The following is a 26690-nucleotide window of genomic DNA, read 5'->3' as shown; positions in this document are numbered from 1 at the left end:
ATTCTACCCGATTATTAACCACCGCCGCATCAAAAAGTTGCAGTAAGAACATCGAATAGCTGCTGCAGAGTATCGTTAGTCATTGTTTTTTATAATGCTTTAACTTAGATGTCTCTACTCTGTCCCAAGTGTCCCACTGTCCCACCGTTTTTTTCACGCTAACCGCCGTTTCAAGCGTTCCAAAACGTTCCACTTTGAAGTGGAACGCTGTAAACGTTGTAACTGAACGAGTTAACAGCGAAAAAAGTCCGCGTTCCACGATTTTGCGAAAAAACTTTTTTCGCTTTGCGCCGCACTTGCGCCGCACCCGAGCGGCGCAACTTAACCTGTTCAATTAATTAAGGTTACAGCCGCAATTTTGCCCTTTTTCACTCATTTTGAAAAAAAAGTTTCTGCGAATGTCCAACGAACTTCAGTTTGTTGCGCCAGAGCCGTCAAACTAAAGTTTGACGGACATTTGTCAAATATCAAAATCGCCGAAATTACAACGATCCCTGCAACAAAGTAGCGCATACGGCACAAATTGTAAATACCAATTTTCCCGATTCGACGTGGCTTTCTCGATTTGACGCAACTTTCTCGATTTGACGTATTTTTCCGATGGCTGGTCAAAAATATTTAGGGAAATGCGGCCCGGTTGACAGATTTATTTTGGCCGCGGGTGCCCCATTTGGGACGTAAATTCCGTTTTTTTAGGTAGAGGACCTATTTTTTATAGATTACAATCAAAAGTCGCGAAGGAGATTCGTCAATGCTGTACATGTCAACATTTCTGCGTTATTTACATTTTTTATTTCTGATGGCCGCTGTGGCTGTAGTTTTTGCTGCGGCAAATGTCGTCACAAATGGGCAATCTTTTGGGCCTGCGAAGTCTCTGAAGGCTATTCAGGCTGCGACCGCCGATGAAGACTTGTCGGCAACGAATAGTATCATCGCCTCTACGACAGCGATCCTGACGGTTACGAAGACCGCAGACACCAACGACGGTGTGTGCGATGCGGATTGCTCTTTGCGCGAGGCTCTCGATGTGGCGGACAGCAACGGCCAGGCCGATACGATCATCTTTAACATCCCGGTAGCCGATACGGGATGCAATGTGACATTTTGTACTATCACGTTGACGAGCCTGATCGCTCCGGCGGCCGATGGCGGCCAACTGACGATGATCGACGGCGGAGTCGCAGCCAATTCGATCACCCTGAGCGGCGGCGGCAGTGTGCCTCAAATTTTTGGTGTGGGCAGCGGAGTAAATCTTAGCGTCAACAGCCTAAATTTCACGCGCACCAGCGGAAGTAACGGCGATGCGACGGTTACGATCACTTCAGGCGGAAATTTGTCGCTTACCAATTCCGCGCTTTACGACAATGCGAATTTCGGCCCGAACGCGGCGATCAGATGCGCTGCCGGCGGTGTATTAAATCTGACGAACGTCACTCTTTCAGACAATTCGTCGTTTGGCGGCGGCGGCATTAATAATAGCGGCACGGTCACGGCGACCAACCTCACAGTCACGGAGAACTACGGCGGACCCTTTGCCGGCGGCTTGACCAACACGGGCACGTTCAACATCAGCAACTCGATCATCGCCGGAAATTTGTCGAATGACAGCAGCTTTCGCGATGTTTCCGGCGTATTCAACTCGCTGGGATACAACCTGATCGGCGAAACGGACGGGACAAACGGATTTGACGCCACAGGCGATCAGACGGGGCCAATTAATGGATCGTCCCTTGTCATGCTTGCGCCGCTCGGTTTTTACGGCGGCAAAACACTGACGCATACTTTGCAAAGCAATCCGCCAAACCCTTCGCCGGCAATCAACTCGGGAACCTCTACGGGAGCATCTGCAACCGACCAACGCGGAGTTGCCCGAGTCGGCAATGTTGACAAGGGAGCATTCGAAGTCAACAGCTCTTACGTCGCAATACTTCCCGGCGGGACGTTGAACACTCCGTATTCTTTCCAACTCATTCCGAGCACATCTACATTCTCATGGTCGGTTACGAGCGGAGCATTGCCGCCCGGCATAACGTTGAACTCAAATTTTGTCCCAAATGCGACGATCGTCCTAAGCGGTACGCCGACGGCGGGCGGCATTTATAATTTCACCATCAGGGCCGACAACGTAATATCGTCAAGTTTTACCAAATACAGATTGTCGATACCAGGCGGCCCGACACCTTCACCTTTTGTCGTAAATACGACAGTGGATACCCAAGACGTAGCCATCGGCGACGGAATTTGTGCCGATGCGGGAGGGATGTGCTCGCTTAGGGCAGCGATCTCGGAAGTCAACGGGGAGGCAAACTTTTATGGCGGTCGTGTTATTACACTGCCGGCAGGAATCTACACTCAAACTCTTGTGGCCGCCGACGAAGACGCCAATCTTGGAGGCGACTTTGACATCACATCCCGGATAACGATCAACGGCGCCGGTGCGGGAACGACTATCATTCAGTCGAATGCCGTATCGAACACTGCGACCGAAAGGGTGTTCCACGTTCTTGGCGAAGGAGCGACTGAGGTTGTGTTAAACGGCGTGACGATACAGAACGGTAAGGCGCTGGCTTCAACCGACGGCGGACGCGGCGGCGGCATCAAGGTCGGTTTCGGCGGGACCGATCCTAATTCGGACGCAGGCATAAATTTCACTCTCACCAACTCTGTTGTTAAGGACAATGTTGCGGAAAGCCGCGGCGGCGGACTGCTTATAAACAAAGGCAAACTGACCGTTACCGGCTGCACGTTCACCGGCAACCTGGCGGGAAGCTCCATTGCGGACGCTTCCAACGGAGCCGGTGGTATTTGGATCGATTCTCAGGACAATGTGGCAGTTGCTGGCCAAACGGCGACAATTACAAACACTGCTATCAACAATAACACCGTCCAATCGTCCGCCAACAACACTTTTGGCGGAGGCATGGTAGTCCGTGCCGTCGGTGCCGCGATAACGATCAACGGCTGCACGATCGACAACAATCTTTCGAGTTCGACTTCAGACGATCCTGCGAAGGGCGGCTATGCTGGTGGAATCGCTAACCAGCAAGCGAACATGGCCATCATAAACAGTTCGGTCAGCGGAAATACGTCCAACCGTTATCACGTCGGTATCCGAAACCTGTCTAGTACACAAGCCGAAGCGAACCTCACCATTATTAACAGCACGGTTAGCAATAACACCTCAGCCGCAGCAGATGCACAGGGCGGCGGGATCACTAATATTTCCGGCGATGCGTTCAATGCGACAGTGACGGTTGAGCGTTCAACGATCAGCGGAAATACTTTGACCGGAGCAACCAGCATAGGAGGCGGATTCAACAATTTTCGCGTAGCGAACGGTGCGGCCGTGCTGGATATAACAAATTCCACGATAACCGGAAACAGCGCACATGACGCCGCCGGAATCTATACCGAACAATCGCCCGCTACCTGCTTTATTGATTTCTCTACGATCACCTCAAACACTGCAGTTGGTGACGCCGGCGGCATCGGGCCGAATGGCGGAGCCGGTTCGACATTTTTGTCGAACTCGATAGTTGCCGACAACACGGCTTCGACAGCAAACGGCGATATTTTTGGTTCGGTCGTATCGGTTGGCTATAACCAATACGAATCGGCACCTAGCTTCACTCCGGCGGCACATGATGTTCAGGGCGACCCGGCAATGGGTGCGCTCGGAAACAACGGCGGCAGCACGCAAACACAGATTCCCGGCTTGGTGGCAAGAGATACGATCCCTGCAGGAGTGAACGGCTGTGGGAATCCGGTCATTTACGATCAACGTGGATACGTCCGCCCGTTTGGAGCGGGATGCGACAAAGGCGCGGTCGAGGTTTTTATCGGAACGCCGCTGCCGACTCCGACAATGGGGCCATCGCCTAGTTGCGCGACTACGATTACGCAGTCAAAACGACAAGTCGTTACTGAGAACGGCGGGATATACTGCGGCGGCACCTTTCATAACGATAATAGTTTTTGGCGTGCATTTACGCTGTCAAGTTTTGGTGTTCAGCCGACAGATGTGTATAATGTCGCGTCAGTTTCATTTGGCATCGAGTTGGCAAATGCGGCGGGAGAGGGAACGACACAGCCGGTGATTGTTCGGCTTTATGCACAGACATCAGGAACTTTTCCAAATGGAACACGGAGCCAGTTAGCGACGACGACCGTTCAGGTCGCCGATCAGGTGGGCACGGTTTTAACCGCTCCGATCTCTGCGAGTTTTCCTGCGGGAACTTCGCAGTTGATAATGGAAGTATTTACGCCAAGCGGCGTCGCAGACGGACATAGGATATTTATCGGTGCCAATGCCTTTGCTCAGACAGGGCCGAGTTATTTTAACTCTCCGAACTGTGGTGTCTTTAACAACACGACCGACCTCACGAACATTTACCCAGACATACACTTTGTTATGAGCGTGAACGGCAGCAGTTGTCCCGCCGCGACAGCTACGCAGACTTCAACTCCAACATCGACCGCGACGTCAACTCCTACGCCGTCGTCTGTAACTGTCTCCGGAACCGTGACGTATGGCAATCCGGCATCGCCGACTACGAAGTTTATTTCGAACGCACAGGTGACGGGAACGGGTTCGGTTCTTGTTTCGACGAACACCGCAGCTCCCGGCGGAACTGCGGGACAATATACGCTGACCGGATTTGGATCAGGTTCCTACACCGTTTCGCTGTCGAAGACAACCGGGCAGAACGGTGTCTCGTCAGCCGATGCGGCCAGGATTGCTCAGCATGTTTCGGGAAACTTGTTTATCACCAACGACCGTCAGAAAATCGCTGCTGATGTGACCAATAACGGAGCGCTGTCGTCAACTGATGCTGCACAGCTTGCAAGATTTGTGGCGGCTCTCGGTCCGCCAATCGGGCTGACGAACCAATGGAGATTTTTCGTGCCTGACGTTTCACAACCGACGTTCCCGATCGGAGCATCACCGACGACTCGAAGCTACGCTGACCCGATCGGCAATCCGACCGGACAAGACTTTATTGGAATTCTTGTCGGCGAAGTCACAGGCAACTGGAATCCGACTGCGGCGAGGCCGGGAACAGTGGGCAGTGGACAGTGGATAGTGAACCGTGAAGACAAAACACAAAATCCTATTGTGGTTATGGCTCAGTCTGTTGTGTCTGCTGCGGACAAAGAGATTGTTGTTCCGGTCAATGTTCAGGACATTGAGGGCAAGGGAGTGATTTCTTATGAGTTTGATCTGCGATATGATCCTTCGGTGATGCAGCCGGTTGGGGATGTGGTTGATGTTAAAGACACGATCAGCCGCGGGCTTTCGGTGGTGACAAATCCATATGAGCCGGGGCTCTTGCGGGTTGTTGTTTACGGGGCTTATCCGATAGATGGCGATGGTGTGTTGTTGAATTTGAGGTTCGCGGCTGTCGGTGGTGTTGGATCAATTTCAGATTTAAAATTTGAGAATTTGATATTCAACGAGGGCGAGTCGCGGGTGACAGTGATCAATGGAGAACTGAGAATTGAGAACTGAGAACTGAGAAGAATCGGGAAACCCAGTCGCTATCGCTTCCGGTTCGGACTTGTTAGAGTATATGAGAAGGGCGGTATATTCGATGTTGAGTGTATCGCCCTTACTTACGTGCGGGCTTTTGCATAAGAATGCCCTTACTGACGTGCAGGCTTCTGCATAAGCGGGTACCTGTGGCGATGTGCGTGTTTGCGTTGTGCTTTCTGGGATTTTGTTTGCAAAAGATGATTTGCGGGAGTAAGCTATTTGAAAGTTTACGTTTCTCAGACCTATCGTTCCCGCTTTGTATTTCGAGCTTGTTAAGGCTCTTCTGTCGAGCGTGAATTGTATCTTTCGAGTAACGCAAACGAAGCTCGATCGGTATGAAGTTTAACCTTAAATCCGCGGACTGTCCTTATTTTCACCGGCACTTTTGTTTCGGGCCGTTGTATGTTCGCCATTTTGCGAAAATGCGATCGATGTTTGCTGTGGCCGTGTTTGCGGCTGCGATGGCGGCGTTTTCGGTAAATGTGAATGCCGCAACATTTGTAGTTAACGCCCAAAATGATGCTCAGGATGTAGCGCCGGGAAACGGTGTTTGTGAAACTGCTGCGGGAAATGGTATCTGCACGCTTAGAGCGGCGATCACGGAGGCAAATGCACTGGCCGGTGCGGACATCATTACACTTCCGGCAGGAACTTATACTGAGACGCTCGCGGCGGCAAATGAGAATGCAAATGCGGGCGGCGATTTTGATATTACATCGCCCATCACCATCAACGGCGACGGGGCTGCGACGACCATCATACAAGCCAATGCGGCTGCTCAAACGGCGAACGAAAGGGTCTTTCACATTCTCGCGGGCGGAACGGCGGTAACTATCAACGGCGTTACGATCAGGAACGGCGTTAACCGGCAAGCCACTGCGATAGGCGGTGGTGGCATCAGAGTCGAGGGAGCAACGGCAAATTTCACCCTAAACAATTCAACTGTCACTAATAATTTTTCGGAAAGCCGCGGAGGCGGAATTGCTGTCAATAAAGCGAATTTGACGGTGACCAACTCTGCCTTTACTAACAATCAGGCCGGATGTAATTTGGCCGGCACCGCATCGGCAGGCGGCGGTATCGTGATCGATTCGGAAGATAACATCGCGGTCGCAGGCCAGACGGCTAATATTTCTAACACGACAGTTACCGGCAATAAGGCGGAATCGTCCGTCAGCAACACTTATGGCGGCGGCATCTTTATTAGGGCGATCAATGCTCAAGTCACACTGACGGGCTGCACGATCAACAACAATCTTTCGATCACAACTAGTAGTTTGTACGGCGGCTACACGGGTGGCATTTACAATCAGGAAGCTCGCGTAACGCTTTTGAACAGTACGGTCAGCGGCAACACCGCTGGCCGATATTTCGCCGGCATTCGAAATATCGCTTCCTTGAAAGGGCCGGCGACGTTCGACATTATCAACACCACGATCAGCAACAACACCGCTCCTCACGAAAATGCGCTGGGCGGCGGCATCGGCAATATCCCGAGCTCTGTACATAGCGCGACCGTCAATATCGATAGCTCGACGATCAGCGGCAACGCGCTGCCCGGCAACGCAAGCATTGGCGGCGGCATTGTAAATTCATCTACCGCTGCCGGTATCGCTCGTGTGAACGTGACAAATTCCACCATAACCGGCAACAGCGCTACTGCCGGCGCTGGCATTTATACCACGGGAAAAAATACGGTCTTTAATGTCAATTTTACGACGATAACTTCAAACGCTGCGGTCACCGAGGGCGGCGGCTTTTTCCGTAATGCGTCCGGCGTCACTCTTTTGTCAAACTCGATCCTTGCGGACAATTCGGTCACAACCGGCGAAGGAATAGACATTGACGGAGTAGTCGTTTCGGGCGATTACAATCATATCGAACACTCGTGTGACCAGTATTTTCCGGCGGCACACGATGTGATGGACGTTGACCTTGTTATGTCAGCACCGTCGAATAATGGCGGCCCGACGTTCACTCAAATTCCCGGAGCTATGGTCAGAAATACGATCCCAGCGGGAACGAACGGATGCGGCAGCACAGTGATCAACGATCAACGCGGATCGGTGCGTCCTGTCGGCTCCGGTTGCGACAAGGGTTCATTGGAATTTGAAGGCGGAGGGGGAACACCGACGAACACGCCAACAATCGCGCCGTCAAATACACCGACGAATACGCCTTTTAATACGGCGACCAACACGGCAACTCCGACATTCACGCCGACGAATACAGCATCCAATACTGCCACACCTACGAATACAGCTACCAATACAGCGACGGCGACCTTTACGCCAACGAATACAGCGACACCAACAGCGACGGCGACCTTTACACCTACGAATACAGCGACACCGACGATAACAGCGACTCAAACATTCACACCGACTGCGACGGCAACTCAGACATTTACGGCGACAGCTACCTCAACTCAAACGTTTACGCCGACACCAACGGCAACGCTGGCATTTACACCGACTGCGACAGCTACTCAAACATTTACACTGACGCCAACTACAACTCAAACATTCACACCGACTTCGACGACAACTCAAACGTTTACGCCGACTGCGACGGCGACATTTACACCGACTCCGACGGTGACTCAGACATTCACACCAACGGCAACGGCAACTCAAACGTTTACACCGACGGCAACTGTGACTCAGACATTCACGCCGACACCGGCTGCTACATTCACACAAACGGCGACGTTTACAAACACGCCGACGAATGCACCGTCTAATACGCCGACGACAACCCCAACGCCTTCCGGTATTCCTGTATCGCTGCCGAATGTTAACGCGATTCCTGGCGTGGTCGTGATACCGATAACTGTCGGAGACACTACTGGTCAAGAGATAATTTCTTACGATCTGAACATTGATTTTGACCCTGCGAGAATTCAACCCGCATCGCCGCCGATCGACCAAACCGGTACTTTGAGCAGCGCGATGTCGATCACGCCAAATTCCAACAATGCTGGACATCTGGTCATTTCAGCATTTCAGGGTGCAGCACTTTCAGGAGCGGGAACACTAATAAAATTGAGGTTCAATGTTGTCGGAACGCCGGGACAATCGGCCGCTCTTGCCTTTGCGGATTACACCGATCCAAGCAATGTTTTTCATCCGGGATTTATGTTCAATGAAGGCGATCCGGCGGCATCGACAACGAATGGAAGCTTGACTATTACAAACGGAACAACAGGTTCGATAAGCGGAGTCGTTACATATGGCAACGCGATCGGGACGCCGGCGACGCGGTTTGTTAACAATGTTATGATCCGAAGTACTGTAGGTACTCCGCCGGTGTCCTCAATGACGGATTCATTCGGCGTCTTTTCAATCAGCGGGTTCGGGTCAGGCTCTTACACCATAACGCCCATCAGAGAAAACGATCAGAGTGGAGCTATATCTGCATTCGATGCGGCATTGATCGCCCGTCACGTCATTGGCATCCAGCGAATAGCGGGCACTCAGTTGGAGGTCGCCGACGTCAGCGGGAACGGCCTCGTCAATTCGTTCGACGCCGGGCTGATCGCAAGCTTTGTAAATGCGAGTACGTTCCCAAACGGGTTGACCAGCGCATGGAGATTTATCCCCGAGAATAGAACGTATTCTTCGGTCGCCGGAAATATTACAGGTGAAAATTACACGTCATTGTTAATGGGTGACGTATCTGGCAGTTGGGGCGTTCCGGCTCCGCGACCAATTGATAATTCGCACCCGGCAGACGGCAGCGCTCCGGAAAATATTTTTGTCGAATTGCCTTGTCTTGTTGTGGAAGCCGGCAATGAGATCCTCGTGCCATTGAATGTTCAAGGAGCGATCAGCAAAGGAATAATCTCCTATGAGTTTGAACTCAGGTATGACCCATCGGTGATACAGCCGCATGCTGATCCGGCCGAAGTTGCAGGAACGGCGAGCCGCGGGTTCACCGTCATGGTTAACCCTTCGAAACCCGGGGTATTAAGAGTTGCGGTCTTCGGAGCGATGCCTATAAACGAAAACGGTGTCCTGCTAAATCTCAGATTTACGTCTATCGGTTTTAACGGATCGGTATCAAAACTTTCGTTTGAGCGAATAATGTTCAATGAGGGCGAGCCGAAATTGACAATTACCGATGGAAAAATAGAATTATTTTGAAACGTGCCGCCTTTGCAATATCACAGCAAAAAAACAGGGCGGCGCTTTATGAAGCGCTGCCCTGCGTTAAGGTTTATCTGATGTTTAGAACAGCTCGATCTGTCCGTCATTTGTGATTAGATACGGGCTGCCTTCGTTGAGCATCAGGCGTTCCCACGTTAACGGTGACACCATACCGGACGTTCCGACTGCGGTGAATCTGAGGTTTAGTAAAACTCCGCCGGTGCCAATGGACGTCGGGCCGTAAACTGCAACTCTCAAAAGTCCTGGTTCCTCAGCATTGAAAACGGCGGTAAGTCCTCGGCTGACCGTTCCCGTAACATCTACCGCATTCTTCATCGGCTGAATGACCGAGGGATCGTATCTGAGTTCGAACTCGTACGAAATAATCCCCTTATTGGCAATTCCCTGAACTTCAACCGGAACGACGATCTCGTCGCCGGACTTTGTTACGAGACGCGGTGCATTGATCGTGCTACTTCTTTCAGAGCCTCCCCCGACAGCCGGCCGGGCTCCGCTGTTGGTCCAGTTGCCTGAGACCTCACCGACTAAAATTGCTCCGTAATCTTCACCAGCAATATTTCCAGTGATGGTCTCGTAGGTGCGTGATGCCGGAAGAAATTGCCAGAGGGCAGTATTTGCGCCATTGCCCGAAACGACCCATTGAGCTAATTGTCCAGCGTCAAATGAGGTGACATTGCTGTTGCCGCTGGTATCAGCCGCGAGGAGTTGATTCGCATTAAGTAATGGCGGCACGCCCGCTACATGCTGTGCGATCCTGGCAGCGTCGAAAGAGGTAATTCCGTTCACTCCGCCTACTTTGGTGGGCGTTACCGTGTAGGAACCAGCTCCAAAGCCACTGAGTGTATAAGTTCCGGCGATCGGCCCTGGCGCCGCGGTCGTTGTCGAAACATTTGGCGAACCTCCGCCGCTTATGACAACATTAGAAACGAATCTCGGCGTCGACGAAGCGTTAGCATAGGTCACTGTTCCCGAGATCGAATCCGCTGGTGTTGCGGTTGCAGTGGCAGTCGGGGTATTTGTAGGCGTATCTGTAGGGGTGTTCGTCGGGGTCGATGTTGCGGTCGGTGTACTTGTCGCCGTATTGGTAGGTGTCGGTCCGGCCGTATACGCGATGCGCACAAGCGGAGTCCCTGAACGGCGTGACAAATAATACATACTGCCATCATTTGCAACATGAACGTCCACAGTTCCAAATTGTAGCCCGCTTGCAAAAGGCGAAGCATTGCCCATCGAAGACGGATTGAGCGGATCAACATATCTTATCCAACCGGCACAGTAATCCGCAAAAAAGTATTTGCCAACATATTCAGCCGGAAACACGGTAGTTGTCGGATTGTAAAAAGAACCGCCGATCACCGTACACTCCGAAGCTCCGCTTGCCGAAGAGAACTGATAGACAGGATCCGTATAGTTGGCATTTCCACAAGGTGTTACCTGACTGCCCGCTGTAAATGTACCTTCGCATGATGGCCAGCCATAATTCGTTCCGACAACGCCGTTGTTGACCTCTTCAGTAGTGTTCTGGCCAACATCATTGATATAAAGCCTTCCTGTTCCCGGCTGAAATGCGAATGTGAAAGGATTGCGCAAGCCTACCGCCCAGATCGACTGATTTGTTCCGGTTGGTGAACCCGCAATGCCCGGGAATGTGGTCGGGTTATCGCCCGGAATAGTTCCATCGGAATTGATTCGCAGAATTTTTCCCAATTTGTTAGAAAGTAATTGTGAATTTGATGAAACCGCATTTTCGCCAACGGCGATATAAAGCTTCCCGTCCGGGCCGAAATGAATAGCTCCGCCATTATGATTAGTCGCACTGAGAGTTTCCAGATCAAGGAGAATCACTTCGCTTCCGGGAATTGCGATGTCCTCGTTCGCGCTGTCGGCTGTAAAACGGCTGACGCGGTTATGTGTCGTGGGCGTCGTCGCAGTGTAATAAACGTAGACATACTTGTTAGTAGCGTAGTCAGGATCAAAGGCAACACCGAGCAATCCTCGCTCACCTGTTGAAGTCGTCGTAACTGTTGTAAACGGTGTCGCGAGGAGTACATTATTCTTGACAATCCTCAACGCTCCGCCCTGTTGACAGACAAAAATGCGCCCGTCAGGATGAATGGCAAACGACGTTGGCGCGGAAAAACCAGAGGCTATCGTCGTCTCTGTAAATCCGACAGGCACCGTCGCCGTACCCGGCATAGCGAGGGCTAATACGATCAAAAATAATGCTGCACCGCTAAGTGCGGGGCGCAACCAAATGGACATTTTGTTTATAGAACTATTGTGAAAAAGATCGAACTGCATTACTACTAACTCCTTTATGTATCTGGAATTCTATCAGGGCGACGAGGGGAACCTCTATTATACGCGTCGAAGCAGCAGTTGTCTATAACCTATTGGGTTAACGCCGTGCAACTGGTCTTTTGAGTATTTAGCTCTTTATTTATACAATTATTTGTGTAGCTAGCAATGTTCGGCCGGATTTGGCCGTCAGAGCGAGGAATTAATGAGAGAATATTTTAAAGTCCTTTTATTGTTTGTAGGTTTTAGCGTTGTTTTTTCGACTTTGACAGCCTGTGATGGAATGCAGGCAGGAAATGCAAATTTAGCTAATGGTGCCTCAAAAGGCAATTCAAGCAAAAGTGGAAATTATCCTCCGGTAGTTTCGGGTATTGCCGAGGGAGCAATTCATCTTCTCGACGGAACCAAAACAAAACTCTCCGATCACAAAGGTAAAGTGGTAATACTAAATCTGTGGGGCATTTGGTGCGGGCCGTGCCGCGACGAGATGCCGCATCTTCAGGCGATACAAAAGCAGTATGCAGATCAAGGACTTCAGGTCATGGGTCTAAATGTTGGCGACCATGAAGGCAAAGCCGAGCCGGTCGAGAATATTAAGCGGTTTGCTGAGCAAATGAAGATCGACTATACGCTTGCACGTGTCGAAAGCCCTATGATCAATCAGTTTTATCTTCTTTCTAAACAGAATTCCGTTCCGCAAACAATAATCGTTGACCGCGAAGGCCGTCTGCGAGGGCTTTTTGTTGGCGGCGGACCGCGTGTTTACAGCGAAATGAAGTCGGCCGTCGAAAAAACTATGAACGAGTAACCTCGCCTACCTTGGGCTCGACCAACAAGGTCTTAAAGCTGGACAAACTCACCAAGCCGGGAGCCGCACGCCGCGGTTTATTGACAAATTTTTTTTGAGTATAGTTAACGCCAGCTTTTGTCTGTTTGCTTCCGCTGCTGTAAAAGGCAGCAAGCTGAGCGGCTTCGACAAGTGTGCGGTTTGGAACTTCTTTCCGGTTAGGATTTCTGATCACTACATGTGAACCCGGATAATCCGCCGCATGCATCCACAGGTCGAGCGAGCGAGCGATCCGAAAAGTCAGATAATCATTGTCCACCGCTTTCTTACCCACGAGTATCTCAAAGCCATCCGATGACATAAAACGCCGTACACCTTTGAAAGCGGCTTCCTGCTTTTTCTTGCGTCCGACCGGCGCTGCTTTTTTCGGCGACTCAACCAGTGTTAGAAGAAAATCACGGTCATCGGCTTCGATAGCGGCATCCATTTGCTGCAATATCGTTTCAGCAGCATCTATAGCGGCTTTTGTTTTTTCAATGCGTTCACCAATGATGTTCTGGCCATTTCTCGCTTTTGCATATCGGCGAAAATAGCTTTCAGCGTTCTCGCTGAGCGACGCGTTTTCGTCGCCCTCGATCTCAATTGTTGGTTCAGCCTCGTCAAAATAGTCCGTAACAAGAATTCGATCAGCGTTGCGTGTAGCGGTGCCGACATTTGCAAGCAGCAGATCACCGTAACGTTTCCATTTCGCCGGATCGCCGTGTTTTTCAAGATCTGCGAGCAGGTTTGCGATCAATTTTCGTTGCTTTGTCAGCGAGGCAGCGGCCTTTCGCCGGGCGACAGACACCGCTCGTTCGAAGGCAGCTTCCCTTTCAATCTCTTTCGCTGACTTTTGCGACTGCTCGGCACTCATAAAATTGATTGTAACTTCGTTAACTGTAACTAAGATAGCCGCTAAAAAGCGTTACACTCGACCTGAGTGTAACGCCTTTACTTAATACAGTTTTCTAATATCAGGATTACGCTAAAACTCCCTGACAAGGATAGTGCCGGACAAAAGGTCGTGTAGGGCACGCCTTTCTTCATTAAAATATACAGTCAAAAACGGCGCCCCGGCGAACATGATGGAAACAAGGAATACAGAAGAATTGACCGCGGCCTGACGCAGCGTTGGGTATTCATTCTCTATGGCATCAACGAGTTCGAGTTGAAACATTCGCATTCCCATCGTCTTGCCAAAAAAGCCTAGGCAAGCCGTCATATAAACAAACATTACGATCGCCCAGGTTCCGGTAAATGTCAGGAAACTTCCCGCTGTGAACCAATTGCTACTAGTGAACGCAAGCGGCGACAGGACAAGCATCGTCGTGAATCCACCGATAATAAAGTCAAATAAACCAGCCCCAAACCGCATCGAAAACGGAGCAAGATCTTCTATATCGTCCGCGTCAAGAGCCGCGCTATCCAGTTCGTCTATCTCAACATTCTCCGCTGTGATATGTATTCGCGTACTCTCAGGAAACGGTAGCGAGATCGGGCCGCTTTCAAGTTTTTCAACGCGTGCGATCAATGGCTGTTCGACGGCAGCTTTCGATTCAGCCGGTAACTCGATCTTCGGAAGTTTGTTCGTATCACGCTTTTCGGCAACGGTGACCGGCGACATCACGAGCTTTGGTTTTTGCAGCGTTGGTAATTTTGCCTGAGGTGTTCCAAAGATAAAAGTGGGTGTGTTCCCACTTGGCGAAACGACGCCGAACGGCCTGACCGGTGGAGATTGCACGGTCGGAGCCGCCTTCATAGTCTTGGCCGGTGCCTGAAAAAAAGTATTCCGAGATTCGTTGATCCGACGCATCGCATTTGCAACTCGCGGGTCGCCGATGTTTGGACTCGCTTCCATTTCAGGCTGTCTCACCGGCTCAGTTTTCAGCGCCAGATTTCCGTGATTTGCATGCTGCACTTCCGACTCGGACACTGCGGTCACAGAATCATCGGCCCGCCCTCCTTTTCGCTGCTGAACAGCATTCTGAAGCTGAATTCGCCAATCGGGCATCGCGGAGTTTTTGTTCTGAAATTCAACCAGCGTCTGACTCGTTTTGTGTGTGACAAGGTTTGCGGTGACGGTCTTCTTCTTGACTGGCGGCGGAGGCAAGGGTTGACTCGCTCGTACAGGTTGAGGCTGCGGAGCCGACTTGGCTTTGATCTGTTTTGGAACAAGGCGGCCGCTTGTTATTTTTGATTCGAGATCTTCCCTGACCGAATCATTCATCATCGCTCCGCATCCAGGGCAAATCGATAGTGTTGGGGCCAGACTCCGTTGGCATACCGGGCAGTTCATAGGCTTAGGCAAAAGTACTTAAAGTTTAAACGATTTACGCAGAGAGTTTCCAAAAACTACCTGATGGTATCAGGATTTACTTTAAGCGGTCAACTGTAAAGCGCAGAAAACTTTAAATCTTTTGAACTTTATCAAGAATGAGGTTTTCGATATGCATAAGTTTAATCATTTTAAGGAATCGGCGCTATTTAGAGTGGCTGTCGACCAGCAAAACCCCCATCCGTTTCATGCCACCATCCGATCTCTTCGTCTTCGCCAAGCTGCCAGCATAGCAAAACAACGCGATCGCCGCGCATACTGGGGAAATCGATCAAGCCACGACTTGGATCTTTTATTTCGATGCCAAGCTCATACAGGTCCGTTGTGAGCTTTCCGATCTTGTAGAGCGTGTTTACATAAGTGGTGCCGCCTTCCATTCCGCCGCCGAAATCTGAAGCACTGGCCGCAGCTCGGGCAGCATCGCGCAACCCCTCAACTCTTGCATAAAGGCTGCGAATCAATTCCAGCTTCGGGATGATCGATGGCAGGATAGCGTTGGCTTCGGCAGGTGTAAACAACTTCATCTCTGATCTCTGATCGGCACAAAATCGGCAATATTTTCCGATTCAACTTCGTCAAAATTGCTTTCAAAGTTTGCCGGAGAGCCGGCCGGAACAAAGGACGGAATTTCGTAGCCGCCAGGCTGTGTAACATCCTTTCGTATCATGTCGGCGATTTCGCCGAGATCAATAAAAAAGTCACCTACATCGATCAGCCGAGGCGCAGTGTTCGAGCGAAATCCGGCGATCTCGACGCGGCAGCCTTTGTAAGCAACGGCGTTGATAGCGTAAACAAAATCTTCGTCACCGGAAACGAGCACAGCTGTATCGTATCTACCGGCAAGGCTGAGCATATCAACTGCGATCTCTACATCGAGATTGGCCTTTCGTGTGCCATCGTAGAATGTCTTTAGTTCTTTTTGAACGACGCGGAACCCGTTTCGCCTCATCCAAAGCAGAAATCCCTGCTGGCGTTCTGCACCAACATCGACGCCAGTGTAGAAAAACGCCCGCAGCAGGCGACCGTCGCCTAAGAGTAGACGCAGCAGCTTGTTGTAATCAATGTCTATGTTGTGAAAGCGTGCCGCATGAAAAAGATTGTTGCCGTCAATAAAAACGGCGACGCGGCCACGATGCCCAAACTGCCAGGACAAACTGGTAGTCGTGTCGAACTGCATTTCGTTATACCTCAAACAGCGAGTATTAACGGCCAGTTATCGATCGGGATAAATTAGGAACGGCGATGTGCGTGAATGTTTTACAAAATCAGAGTCTATTTTTTTGTACTGCTTATGTTGAAAATATTATTAAATAAATACTTTAAATCTATCTTTACATTACCGCTAACCATCATTAATCTACCTTTTTCGAAACAAGCCTATCCTTAGTTTGCCTACCGCTTCGCTCGCGGTCAAGCATTTTGGAAGGCTAAGTGTTAAAATCGTGCTTTCGCTCTATGGCCGTTGATCCCGAAAAACAAGGAAAACCTTTTCTCGATTTTGATCCGGAATTCCAGTCGGAAAATATCGCATTTAATCCGAAAGAGATGCTCGCATGCGACGGCTGCAGTAGGGCAAATCCACCAAATAGACTCAATTGCATGTACTGCGGCAACGAGCTTAATATACGGATCGAAGACGCAGCTTTGATCAAAGCGAATCGTCGAAAGCTTGAACTGTGGGAATGCGGCTTCAACGTAATTGTTCGCAAAAGCACAGCAGAAAAGCCTGCCATCGATAAAATCGCCGCACTCTTGTCGCTAGATGCATCCGTCATCACATCGATCCTCGACCTCAGCACGCCTTTGCCGATTGCACGGGTCGAAAGCGAAAATGAAGCCGGTATCATACTCAACGCATTGGCAACGCTCGGCTTGAGATGTTCGGTAATTCCGGACGACGGTCTCTCCGTCGACAAACTACCGGTAAGGCTGAGCAAAATCGATATTATTGAGGGCGGCTTTGTGTTAAGGGATTTCAATACAGGCAATGTCACTATAGTCGCGAAGGATGATCTGGCATTGATCGTGCCGGGTCTTCTAACCACAGACAAGATCGATTCGCTTGAAAAGAAGCGACGCGGAAAGGAAACAAAAATTCTTGCCGAAACCATCACGGCAGAAGACGAAGCGATCCTCGACATCTATTCCCGCAGCGACTCTAATGGTTTTCGAATTCGCTTGGCCGGATTTGATTTTTCATGTCTCGGCGAAAAGAAAGGATTGCTTGCTGCTGAAAACCTAAAAGCTCTTATACATTTTTTGAAAGAGCGGTCTCCAAACGCAAAACTCGTTTCTAATTATTCGGCGATCAAACAGGTCCTCGGCATTGTTTGGGAGATCGAATCACGAAAAGACTCGAAGGGACTTCAGCGTGTTGGATTTGGAAAGACCGAGTTCGGAGCGGTCGCCTCAACAAACAACTTGAACCAGTTCACAAAATATTCACGGCTGCAATGGCATCTTTTATGAAACACAAGCCACCGATTTCGCGAGATAAGAGACGAGGGAACGATCCACGTCCGGAGCGTGAACGCCCACAAATTGCTACGCAGAATTCAAATCTCATTTTCGGCCTGCTGCCAGTTCTCGAAGCCTTGCGGGCTGACAATCGCCGCATCGATAAGGTCTTACTTGCTGAAGGCGCGAAAGAAAAACGTTTGTCAGAGATCGTCGACATGTGCCGCTCGCGGTCAATTTCGTTTGCCTGGGTGCCGCGTGAAACTTTTGCAATACATCTCGAATCGGGGATAAATCACCAGGGCGTAATGGCGTTTACGGCTGCATCAGATTATGTCGAGACCGACGACATTCTGGACAATGCCGGCGAAACGCCGCTGATCCTCCTTCTCGACGGTGTCGAAGATCCGCGAAATTTGGGAGCCATTATTCGCGTTGCCGAATGCTCGGCTGTTGACGGTATCATCATTCCCGAACGGCGAGCCGTCGGTCTGACCGACACCGTCGCCAAATCCTCAGCCGGTGCCATCGAATATGTAAAGGTCGCCAAGGCCGTAAATCTGAACCGCTTTATCGAAAAATTGAAGGAGAAAAACATCTGGGTCGTCGGAACGAGTATGGACGCCGAGATGGAATATTCCGATTGGGACTGGACACGGCCAAGCGCTCTCGTACTTGGCGGCGAAGGCAGCGGTTTGCACAGGCTGGTTGCCGAGAACTGCGACGTCTTGGTAAAAATACCGATGTATGGAAAAATAGATTCCTTGAACGTATCGGTCGCCGCCGGCGTCATACTTTTCGAAGCAAAGCGACAGCGAGCGAAGGACAAATAAAACTATGTTTTGCCAGAAATGCGGTGGACAAAATCCTGATAACGGAAAATTCTGCAGAAGCTGTGGAACGGATCTCGGCAACGTATCGAGCTCCCTGCCAACTCCTCAACAACCACAGCAGCTTCTCAATCACAAAGGCAAACCTATTCATTGGGAGAGCGCGATCACAAAGATCGGTACGGGCTTGGCTTTTTTCGCTATCGCGATAGCTCTTTCATTTTCAAAAATGGGGCAGAACTGGTGGTTTTGGATGCTGATACCTGCATTCGGCTCACTTGGGAGCGGAATTGCCCAATATATGCAGCTTCGTCGGGCCGAAAAAGGCCCAACAGCATTTGTTGGTTCGAATACCGGTAATACGATTAGCGGTTCTCCAAACACCGCACTTCCACCGCCCCAAACCGAATGGGCATCACCCGAATCAAGCTACAAAACGGGCGATCTCGTTCCTCCAAGTGTCACCGAGAATACTACGCGCCATCTCGAGATCGACAGCGAAGGCCGGACGATGACCCTGCCCAAAAAGTAGCTGTTTTTGTTCCATGTTCCGTTTCACTCAAAGTGGAACAAACGCTGGAACAAAATGGAACAGAAAGAATAATCCGTAAATAGCTGATTTATAAAGTCTTAGCGACCCTCTATTTTTTCCGGACAATTTGCCTTGCATTGCCCGCATTTCCATTCACATCGAAAACACGCAAAATCACGGCGTATTCGCCGGGAGATTTCAGCGGCACTTCGATCGTATAGGTTTCACGCGGGCTGTCGGAAATGCCGTCGTTGGCATAAAAGGAGATCCAATCACCGCCATTAACGCTGTATTCGGCGCGTGTCAGGTAGCTTGCGGCGTCCGAGGCCTCGAAAGTGAGCCTGGTAATTTCGCCTGTTGTTTGCGGGACGCCAACAGCGTTTACAACGGGCGGCGTGTTGTCGATATCTATCGGTTCGGTCAATTTTTCGCCGGATAGTGCTAGGTTTAATGGATTCGAAGGCGAATCTCTGCTGACGATCTTAAAAACATATCGCCCATCTGCGAGCGACTGGCCGTCGATAGCAAGAAAATTGTCAGTCATGTCGCCACGAAGCAATTTGAAATTCGCGTCACCAACCTCCTTGTAATAAACGTCGTAAATTATCTTGTCGCCATTGCGGTCCTCGGCTGTCCATTGAAGAGATGTAGCTCCGCGCTGATAAACACGTCGCGGCGGCACTGCAGTATTCGGGATGCCGAATGTCACAGGATCGAGACCGTTGATCTCGATATTCGGGTCGATCTGCATCGGCGGATTTGCCGCAAGACCGACGTTTGTCGGCAAAACTTGGATAGACAGAACTTCAGGAGCGATGTTGCGGGCAACAAAAGCTAAATTGACCTCACTAAGCAACGCAGCCGAAGCCGAACTCCTGAGAACTGCACGCCATTGAAAATACCTTGCCTTCGGACTCGCGACCTGGCCGCCTTTTGGATCGATTAGCGCCGCACTCCAGACACTCCATGTTTCATCCGGCTTTTCTGTGTTTCCGGTTCGAGTTTGTATGGAAACGCTTCCCGAGCTGTTCCACCATATTCGTCCCCAAGTCGCTGTATTTTTTGCATCGAGCACAGCGGAATCATATGTTCCTTCGGCAAGCGTGTCGGGCGCGAATCGGAACAGCGAACCTTGATTGCTGGATGTTGCGATGAGACCATTTCCTGCAGCCTGAAGCGTCGAGATTTGATTCGCATCGGTCTGCAGTACCAACGTATCGCGTCCATCATTGCTGATGTTGTAAATGCGGCCTTTGTCAGAAGTTCCGAGCAAGACGCCGTTACCCGTCTGATGTGCGTATAAGGAAAATCCTGTAACCGTCGCCGATGCCCACAAAATATCTGTGCTGCCGTCAGGTAAGATACGATAAACAGCAGATTTCGCACCGGTTAGATCGTAGCGGCTTTTTGCGGGCGGCTCAGGATTTGAGCTTGATCTTTCAACTGAAACAGTTTTATTGTCGGGCGTCGAGACCGGCGAAACTTCGCTCTTCGCAGATGCCGATTCGCCAAGAGCGAGTACATAGATTGAACCGTCCGGGCCAATGGAAATATCGTGAATTTCACGCAGCGAAGAATCGAGCAAACCGAACGGCTTGCCATCAGTTCCAAACCGCATTACCAGTCCATTCGAATCCGTTCCGGCGTATAAATTTCCTTGTTTGTCAGTCGCAAGCGTAATAATATGAGTCTCGCTCGTGTCGAACATTAATGAAGATTCCGGCGTTGCATTCGCCGACTTTACCTTATATAGCCTGCCGCCATCGCCGGTTGCCACCGCAAGACTGCCGTCAGCCAAAACGGCGAGCGACCAAATATATTTTTCCTTTGGAGCAAAATAGACCTCAGCTTTGCCGCTGGAATCGATCTTGTAAACTTTACCGTCAGGCGAAGTTCCAGCAAATAATTCTCCGCCATTGCCTATCGCAAGCGAAGTGACATTCATTTCTGCGAGATCGGTGAGTAACGCACCTTTTCCGTTGGCATCGACCTTAAAGATCTTTCCGTCGCCGCCCGTGCCAAGATAGATGTCGCTTTTTGTATCAACCGTACTCGACCAGATGTAAGACTGTTCGGTCTTAAAAATTTCAGTCAATTTTGGAGCAAGCGTAATCGTTCCGTCCGAAGCGATGGAGACGCCGCGAGCGTCACCCTTCAAAATGTCGGCTCGCGAATTGACCGACCAAATTGAAGGCCCGCTGCCAAATGCGAACGTGGTAAAGATAAAAATTGAGACAAAGATCAGAAGAAATTTTTTCATTTTAATGATGTTATTTAGATCAACTTACTTGCGAACCTTTAGGCGTGTTCATTTCGCAGGCGTCGCCGGTTATGAGCCGTGCGCTGCGTTCACGCGTGAGATAGGCCCAAAACCATTCGAAAAGCACGGCCAGCCGGTTTCGAAAACCGATGAGGAAAAAGACATGAAGGAACAGCCACATCATCCATGCGATAAAACCTGTGAACTTCAGGCCCGCGAGCTGGGCAATCGCTTTTTTTCGGCCGATCGTCGCCATTGTGCCTTTGTCATGGTAAACAAAATCCTCGCGCGGCGTCCCTTTTAACTCGGCGAGAATGTTATTCGCGGTCGCGGTTCCCATCTGCATCGCGGCGGGACTGACGCCGGGAACAGGCTCGCCGCCTTTCTGCAGCAAAAATGCCATGTCTCCGATGACGAAAATATTCTGGAAGCCTTTTAGCGAAAGATCGTTTTCGACAAGAACGCGTCCAGCCTTATCGATCTCGACGCCGAGTGCTTTGCTCAGCGGCGAAGCGGCAACTCCAGTTGCCCACAGAACTACATCACAGTCGATCCAATCGTCGCCTACCTTCACGCGGCCAGGCTCGATGTCGGTAACGAAACTGTTGAGATGCACTTCTACTCCGAGCGATTCGAGCTGTTGCTTGGCACTTTCGGAAAGGTCCTTGCCAAAGGTGCCGAGAATTTTGTCTGAACCTTCGAAGAGCATCACTGAAGCATTTCGCGTGTCAATGGCCTTGAAATCTTTCGCAAGCGCCTTTCGCGCAATGTCGGCGATCGCTCCGGCAAGTTCAACGCCCGTCGGGCCGCCGCCTACTACGACAAAATTCAACTGTTTTTGGTTGCCGGTGAGATACGCATCGCGTTCGGCGGTCTCGAATGCAACGAGGATACGGCGACGCATCTCAACGGCGTCCTCGATCGTCTTCAATCCCGGCGCGTCGCGTTCCCATTCGTCATGTCCAAAATATGAATGCCGAGCTCCGCCGGCGACGATCAAATAGTCGTAAGAAATCTGCGAGCCGTCCGACAGCGTAACGCACCCATTCTCCTTATCAAAACCGACAACCTCGCTAAGAAGGACCTCGATATTATCAGCCTTGTGAAGAATGCGTCGTATCGGCTGTGCGATCTCGCCAGGACTAAGCACCGCTGTCGCGACCTGATAAAGCAGCGGCTGAAAGACGTGATGATTCTTGCGGTCGATCAGCGTGACATCGACAGGCTTATCAGCAAGCGCCTTGGCAGCCCACAAGCCGCCAAATCCGCCGCCGATGATCACAATGTTTGGCCGGTCCTTCATATGATCAATTCCCGATATATTTTGCGTAAAGAGAACGTGCAGCTGAAACGTCGTTTGTTCCTTTTACAATGGCTCTGCCATCACGAAATACGGTAATTTCATTTTCACCGGAGGTGAACCGTAACAAATATTCATTCTGTTTTACTTCAGTCACACTATTAATACGTTCTGCGAGCGACACAAGATCGATCTTTGTTTGCGAAGGCGGTGCTATCTGAACAGCATTTCGCCCGCAAAGGACAGCAGAAAATTCCTGCGATTCAGCATCAAGAAATTCAAATATTTTTTGCCCGCAACATTTACAGTCCGGATTCGGATCGCTGAGTTTGATGCGTTGACGGTCGTTGGCCCATATGTCGAATTGCATTAACGAACGATGCAGAGAATCAGTGTCACCAACAAGTATCTTCAAAGCTTCAGCTACTTGCGTCGCTGAAACCGTCGCGATTATCGGCATTATCACGCCTGCCGTGTCACATGTTGGAGCCGAGCCAGCGTCGGGCATTTCGTCAAAGATGCAACGCAGACAAGGTGTCTGGCCCGGAATGATCGTCATTGTCGTCCCGTAGCTCGAAACTGCAGCACCATAGATCCACGTCTTGCTGTGCCGTACGCAGACGTCGTTTACAAGATAGCGAACTTGAAAATTATCACTGCCGTCGAGGATTAGATCGCAGCCGTCAATGAGCGATTCTATATTCGAGAGATTTACATCGGCGACGATCGCTTCCACATCGATCTCGGAATTGATCTCGGTGATGCGTGACTTTGCGGCGATGGCTTTCGGCAGACGCTCAGCGGCGTCACTTTCCTTGAATAATGTCTGCCGTTGAAGATTAGTGAACTCGACAAAATCGCGGTCAACAATTCGTAATCTTCCAATGCCTGCTCGTGCAAGCATTTCTGCGTGCGACGCTCCTAACGCTCCACAGCCGACAAGCAAAACACGCGAATTCAGCAGTTTTTCCTGACCGCTCTTGCCGATCTCGCGAAATAATATTTGGCGACTGTAACGGTCGTTCATATATCAAAAAGTTTACTCAAAAAACCTTGCACCCCGCGATCGTCGTCTCTGTCAGAAATATTTGCAGTGCCAAATTTCGCGTCGAATTTTGCCTGTCTACGCAGATCTTCACGCAAACGCCCGCGTTCGTTTTCTATCTCCATTCGTTCTCGTTGACGAGCGATGTCCATTCCCCCTTTTTGGATAAACTCGATCACCTTCGGCAATTCTTCGGCATCAAACCATACGCCATGCTGCTTACAAGTATCGATGATCACGCCGGAAGCTTTTGCAAAGTTGCTGCGGTTCATCAGTTGTTTGCATTTGGGACAAGGAACGTAGCTGATCTTTGAAAGCGGCTCAGCATTTAATTCACGATCACCGATAAATCCTAAAACAGACGATTGCTTTTCTCGATCGACACAAATATTCTGAAAAGTCTCCACATCTGCCCACATTCCGCTGCACTTTTTACATTCGCTGAGCGTCACGTCGCCGATCTGCAAAGAATCGAGTCTTCGTCGGCAACGCGGACATTCGCCAAGATTATCGCCATCAGCAGCCTCTGCCTGCACCGCTTTTGCTCCGCAGTGTCCGCAAAATTTGCTGCCGACAAACATCAGCCCAAAACACGACGGACACGCCATCGTCTTTAATCGCGATTTGCAAAATTCACACTGCGTGCTGTCGCTTGCAACACCGGCACCGCAGTTGGGACAATTTAATGCTTCAACTGTCATTGTTGTGTCAATCTATCTTCTTCTGAATTGCCTCTTTCATCTTTACAATCGGAGCCGACTGTCCGGTCCATATCTCAAACTGCTTTGCACCCTGATGAATCAACATATCAAACCCGTCAAGGTAAGGAATATTCGCTTTTTTTGCCTCGTGAATTATCGGTGTCTTTACCGCACTTGTCACAAGGTCATACACAAATTTTACACCTTCAAGCTGTTCGGCAGAAAACAACGATTCGTTTTCGAGTGGGCCTTTCATTCCTACAGGAGTTGCATTGACGATGATGTCAAAATTATCGAACAGGATTTTGGGGATTTGAGATTTGAGATTAGAAATTTGAGATGTCACCAGATCAAATTCATCGGCGAACACTTGCGTTTTTTCTTTGTCTCTGGCGAGAAGGTTAACGTTAGCACCTTCTTGCTTTAGAGCATAAACACAAGCTCGGGCAGCGCCGCCTGCACCGAAAACTGCAACTCTTGCCCTACTAACATCACCAAATCTCTCTTTTAGCGGCGTGATAAAACCGTAAGCATCAGTGTTGTAGCCAATCAATTTGCCGTCGTCGATCTTTACTGTGTTGACGGCTCCGATCTTTTCAGCAGTTGGATCTATGGCGTCGAGGTGTTTGATGATCGCCTGCTTATGCGGCATCGTGACGGCGAATCCAGCGAAATTAAGTTCAACTTCACGGGTTTTCGGTCTCACCATTCGAAGGATAAATTCGTCAAGATCTTTTACCTGTAAAGGAATAAAAACGGCATTAATATTCTGGTCGGCAAATGCCGCATTGTGCATATATGGCGAAAGAGATTCCGAAACGGGATCGCCGATCACACCGTAAACTTTTGTTTCGAGATCGAGTTCTTTAACGCGATATGTTTCTATTAGATCTTTCGCAGTTATCTGACCGGACGCGGTTTCATCGCCTTCGCCAATAGACGCATACGTCAAGAATGTACCGTGAGCCAGACCCAAGATCCGCGTCCATTTTCCGACTTCGCCCATCGCGATAGGGATGACGTTTCTACCGTCGACGTTCGTCTGTTTGAACAGTTTCCAGACCGGGATCGCATCTGATATATCGTTAGATTGAACGGCGATCTTTATCACATCGGCATCGGTGGAACATAAATTTTCAAAAACGGCTTCGAGTTTTGCAGTAACGCCATCAAAATCGTGAAAGGAAGCTATCCGCTTGTTCCAGTGTCCAGCAAACTGAAAAACATCTTCCTCAACATCGGCCGCATAAAATCGTGTATGCGTTTTTTGCCAAAACTCTTTACGCTGATCGAATGTTGCAGAAGTTTTCGCACCTTGTTCCGCCGAGCGAAATGTCGCAATCAATGGCTTTGAGACCTGATAACTCTCCATCAGCTCGAATGTCAGTTCGAGCTGATCCGCGGATACACAATCAAAACGAATCTCTATCAAGTCAGCGAGTTCTTCCGCTCGCTTGATCTTCGTGATCATTTCGTCGGGTGTTTCGGCGCAGATTGAAATGCAGACCTTTCCGTTATTCACTGCTGGAATCCTTTAGATCGACAACGACGCTGCCCGCGGTAACGAGGCACGAAACGACACCGATCGCGGCAGCGACGAGTATCGACGTGTTGCCACCTTGTTTAACTGCGATCGCTGTCAACGCCCAGGCGACGGCTATCGGGTAAACATAATTTTTCAGCTTCGCTCTTACAAGGATCGCGATCAGGGCAGCGAAAATTATCAATACCGCGCCAAGAAGATTCCACGCAAAATTTGATAATTCCACACCTTCATATTTCAGGAAGATCACAAAATTCACCAGCGATGCCGCCGTCACCCAGCCTGCATAAATGCCAAATGGAACTTTTGTAAATAACGTCCCGCCAGACGCCTCAGACCGTCGAAATAAAATAAGCATCAGGAAAAGTGTGGCGAGCAGAGCAAAGATAAAAACTAAGCAGATGGCGATCTGATCGCGATGCCAAAAATAGATCCAGCCGCAATTCAGCAGGCAGCTGAAAATATACAGCGACCTGATGGCTCGGAAACGCACCAGATTCGCACCCAAAAATTGATAGATGCTAAAAGCAACAATTCCGAGGTAGATCAGGCTCCAGATCGAAAATGCGTAGCCGGCAGGCGTTAAAATATTGGGATATTTGTCCGAAATAACGTCGGGCGTAACCCCGTTGACGCTGCCGGTCGCGGCTAGGAAGTTGAACCAAATGGTACCGATCGTGGCAACTATTACGAGTACTGCCCGCATCCGATCACGGGAATTTGCTGCTGCTGTCATGCTTCAATTATCGCATTTAACCGAAAAATCATTGCATGCGGATATTGCCGAATTCACGTTTTCGTATGAAAATAACGGAAAACGTAATTTTTTAAGATAGGTTTTAGACTAAAGAAATTGTTTTC

The 26690-nt window shown here is 50.0% G+C and carries 17 protein-coding genes; 6 read left to right on the top strand and 11 right to left on the bottom strand.

Annotation, left to right across the window (positions count from 1 at the left end):
• The first annotated feature begins 751 nt into the window (after positions 1-751).
• Together IPL32_04115 and IPL32_04110 are read left to right on the top strand one after the other, a co-directional pair.
• Positions 752-5509 carry a CSLREA domain-containing protein gene (locus IPL32_04115; protein MBK8464994.1) on the top strand — a complete coding sequence of 1586 codons (4758 nt, stop codon included), beginning with the start codon at positions 752-754 and terminating at the stop codon, positions 5507-5509.
• A 446-nt stretch (positions 5510-5955) separates the two neighbouring features.
• Entirely contained in the window at positions 5956-9678 is a 3723-nt protein-coding gene (locus tag IPL32_04110) for a hypothetical protein (GenBank protein ID MBK8464993.1), read from the top strand.
• An 84-nt stretch (positions 9679-9762) separates the two neighbouring features.
• Here the strand turns inward: IPL32_04110 and IPL32_04105 are convergent, their stop codons facing one another.
• On the bottom strand, positions 9763-11964 hold the full coding sequence (locus IPL32_04105; GenBank protein ID MBK8464992.1) for a PQQ-dependent sugar dehydrogenase: 2202 nt from the start codon (positions 11962-11964) through the stop codon (positions 9763-9765).
• A gap of 241 nt (positions 11965-12205) precedes the next feature.
• On the opposite strand from IPL32_04105, the gene IPL32_04100 reads away from it, so the two are divergent.
• Complete coding sequence (locus tag IPL32_04100; protein ID MBK8464991.1) at positions 12206-12808, top strand: TlpA family protein disulfide reductase; 603 nt, start codon at positions 12206-12208, stop codon at positions 12806-12808.
• Here IPL32_04100 and IPL32_04095 read toward each other — a convergent pair.
• The 4 genes from IPL32_04095 to IPL32_04080 form a co-directional block, all read right to left on the bottom strand.
• Positions 12795-13700: a DUF814 domain-containing protein gene (locus IPL32_04095; GenBank protein ID MBK8464990.1), complete on the bottom strand. Its 906-nt coding sequence runs from the start codon at positions 13698-13700 to the stop codon at positions 12795-12797. The two genes, IPL32_04100 and IPL32_04095, sit on opposite strands and share 14 nt — an antisense overlap.
• A 111-nt stretch (positions 13701-13811) precedes the next feature.
• Positions 13812-15056, bottom strand: coding sequence for an RDD family protein (locus tag IPL32_04090; GenBank protein MBK8464989.1), 1245 nt, complete (start codon positions 15054-15056; stop codon positions 13812-13814).
• A 254-nt stretch (positions 15057-15310) separates the two neighbouring features.
• On the bottom strand, positions 15311-15685 hold the full coding sequence (locus IPL32_04085; protein ID MBK8464988.1) for a DUF2203 domain-containing protein: 375 nt from the start codon (positions 15683-15685) through the stop codon (positions 15311-15313).
• Positions 15682-16338: an NYN domain-containing protein gene (locus tag IPL32_04080; protein ID MBK8464987.1), complete on the bottom strand. Its 657-nt coding sequence runs from the start codon at positions 16336-16338 to the stop codon at positions 15682-15684. The genes IPL32_04085 and IPL32_04080 overlap by 4 nt, the downstream gene beginning before the upstream one ends.
• A 278-nt stretch (positions 16339-16616) precedes the next feature.
• Between IPL32_04080 and IPL32_04075 the strand changes: the two genes are divergently transcribed.
• The 3 genes from IPL32_04075 to IPL32_04065 are packed head-to-tail and all read left to right on the top strand — an operon-like array spanning position 16617 to position 18980.
• Positions 16617-17630 carry a hypothetical protein gene (locus IPL32_04075; protein MBK8464986.1) on the top strand — a complete coding sequence of 338 codons (1014 nt, stop codon included), beginning with the start codon at positions 16617-16619 and terminating at the stop codon, positions 17628-17630.
• A complete protein-coding gene (gene rlmB, locus IPL32_04070) occupies positions 17627-18451 on the top strand; it encodes a 23S rRNA (guanosine(2251)-2'-O)-methyltransferase RlmB (GenBank protein MBK8464985.1) in 825 nt (274 codons plus the stop codon). The genes IPL32_04075 and rlmB overlap by 4 nt, the downstream gene beginning before the upstream one ends.
• Positions 18452-18455: 4 nt before the next feature.
• The gene (locus IPL32_04065) at positions 18456-18980 is read left to right on the top strand and encodes a hypothetical protein (GenBank protein ID MBK8464984.1); all 525 of its coding nucleotides are present in this window, start codon (positions 18456-18458) and stop codon (positions 18978-18980) included.
• 109 nt (positions 18981-19089) lie between these two features.
• Here the strand turns inward: IPL32_04065 and IPL32_04060 are convergent, their stop codons facing one another.
• The 6 genes from IPL32_04060 to IPL32_04035 are packed head-to-tail and all read right to left on the bottom strand — an operon-like array spanning position 19090 to position 26565.
• Positions 19090-21240 (bottom strand): hypothetical protein, encoded by a 2151-nt coding sequence (locus IPL32_04060; protein MBK8464983.1) that lies wholly within the window; start codon positions 21238-21240, stop codon positions 19090-19092.
• A 19-nt stretch (positions 21241-21259) separates the two neighbouring features.
• Entirely contained in the window at positions 21260-22543 is a 1284-nt protein-coding gene (locus IPL32_04055; protein MBK8464982.1) for an NAD(P)/FAD-dependent oxidoreductase, read from the bottom strand.
• Between the two features lie 4 nt (positions 22544-22547).
• Entirely contained in the window at positions 22548-23567 is a 1020-nt protein-coding gene (locus IPL32_04050) for a ThiF family adenylyltransferase (GenBank protein MBK8464981.1), read from the bottom strand.
• Positions 23564-24286, bottom strand: a complete 723-nt coding sequence (locus tag IPL32_04045; protein MBK8464980.1) for a zf-TFIIB domain-containing protein — start codon at positions 24284-24286, stop codon at positions 23564-23566. The genes IPL32_04050 and IPL32_04045 overlap by 4 nt, the downstream gene beginning before the upstream one ends.
• 7 nt (positions 24287-24293) lie before the next feature.
• Positions 24294-25808 carry a shikimate dehydrogenase gene (gene aroE, locus IPL32_04040; GenBank protein MBK8464979.1) on the bottom strand — a complete coding sequence of 505 codons (1515 nt, stop codon included), beginning with the start codon at positions 25806-25808 and terminating at the stop codon, positions 24294-24296.
• A complete protein-coding gene (locus IPL32_04035) occupies positions 25801-26565 on the bottom strand; it encodes a tryptophan-rich sensory protein (protein ID MBK8464978.1) in 765 nt (254 codons plus the stop codon). The genes aroE and IPL32_04035 overlap by 8 nt, the downstream gene beginning before the upstream one ends.
• Positions 26566-26690: the final 125 nt, after the last annotated feature.

This window comes from Chloracidobacterium sp. (genome assembly GCA_016711345.1).
In the GTDB taxonomy this organism is placed as follows: Bacteria; Acidobacteriota; Blastocatellia; order Pyrinomonadales; family Pyrinomonadaceae; genus OLB17.
Note: the sequence above shows the minus strand (reverse complement) of the source record. Positions and strands in the feature narration are given on the sequence as shown.

Bases quoted from the DNA above. Each gene is read 5' to 3' on its own strand.
- IPL32_04115 (MBK8464994.1), top strand. From the start codon at position 752: ATGCTGTACATGTCAACATTTCTGCGTTATTTACATTTTTTATTTCTG.
- IPL32_04110 (MBK8464993.1), top strand. From the start codon at position 5,956: ATGCGATCGATGTTTGCTGTGGCCGTGTTTGCGGCTGCGATGGCGGCG.
- IPL32_04105 (MBK8464992.1), bottom strand. From the start codon at position 11,964: ATGTCCATTTGGTTGCGCCCCGCACTTAGCGGTGCAGCATTATTTTTG.
- IPL32_04100 (MBK8464991.1), top strand. From the start codon at position 12,206: ATGAGAGAATATTTTAAAGTCCTTTTATTGTTTGTAGGTTTTAGCGTT.
- IPL32_04095 (MBK8464990.1), bottom strand. From the start codon at position 13,700: ATGAGTGCCGAGCAGTCGCAAAAGTCAGCGAAAGAGATTGAAAGGGAA.
- IPL32_04090 (MBK8464989.1), bottom strand. From the start codon at position 15,056: ATGATGAATGATTCGGTCAGGGAAGATCTCGAATCAAAAATAACAAGC.
- IPL32_04085 (MBK8464988.1), bottom strand. From the start codon at position 15,685: ATGAAGTTGTTTACACCTGCCGAAGCCAACGCTATCCTGCCATCGATC.
- IPL32_04080 (MBK8464987.1), bottom strand. From the start codon at position 16,338: ATGCAGTTCGACACGACTACCAGTTTGTCCTGGCAGTTTGGGCATCGT.
- IPL32_04075 (MBK8464986.1), top strand. From the start codon at position 16,617: ATGGCCGTTGATCCCGAAAAACAAGGAAAACCTTTTCTCGATTTTGAT.
- rlmB (MBK8464985.1), top strand. From the start codon at position 17,627: ATGAAACACAAGCCACCGATTTCGCGAGATAAGAGACGAGGGAACGAT.
- IPL32_04065 (MBK8464984.1), top strand. From the start codon at position 18,456: ATGTTTTGCCAGAAATGCGGTGGACAAAATCCTGATAACGGAAAATTC.
- IPL32_04060 (MBK8464983.1), bottom strand. From the start codon at position 21,240: ATGAAAAAATTTCTTCTGATCTTTGTCTCAATTTTTATCTTTACCACG.
- IPL32_04055 (MBK8464982.1), bottom strand. From the start codon at position 22,543: ATGAAGGACCGGCCAAACATTGTGATCATCGGCGGCGGATTTGGCGGC.
- IPL32_04050 (MBK8464981.1), bottom strand. From the start codon at position 23,567: ATGAACGACCGTTACAGTCGCCAAATATTATTTCGCGAGATCGGCAAG.
- IPL32_04045 (MBK8464980.1), bottom strand. From the start codon at position 24,286: ATGACAGTTGAAGCATTAAATTGTCCCAACTGCGGTGCCGGTGTTGCA.
- IPL32_04035 (MBK8464978.1), bottom strand. From the start codon at position 26,565: ATGACAGCAGCAGCAAATTCCCGTGATCGGATGCGGGCAGTACTCGTA.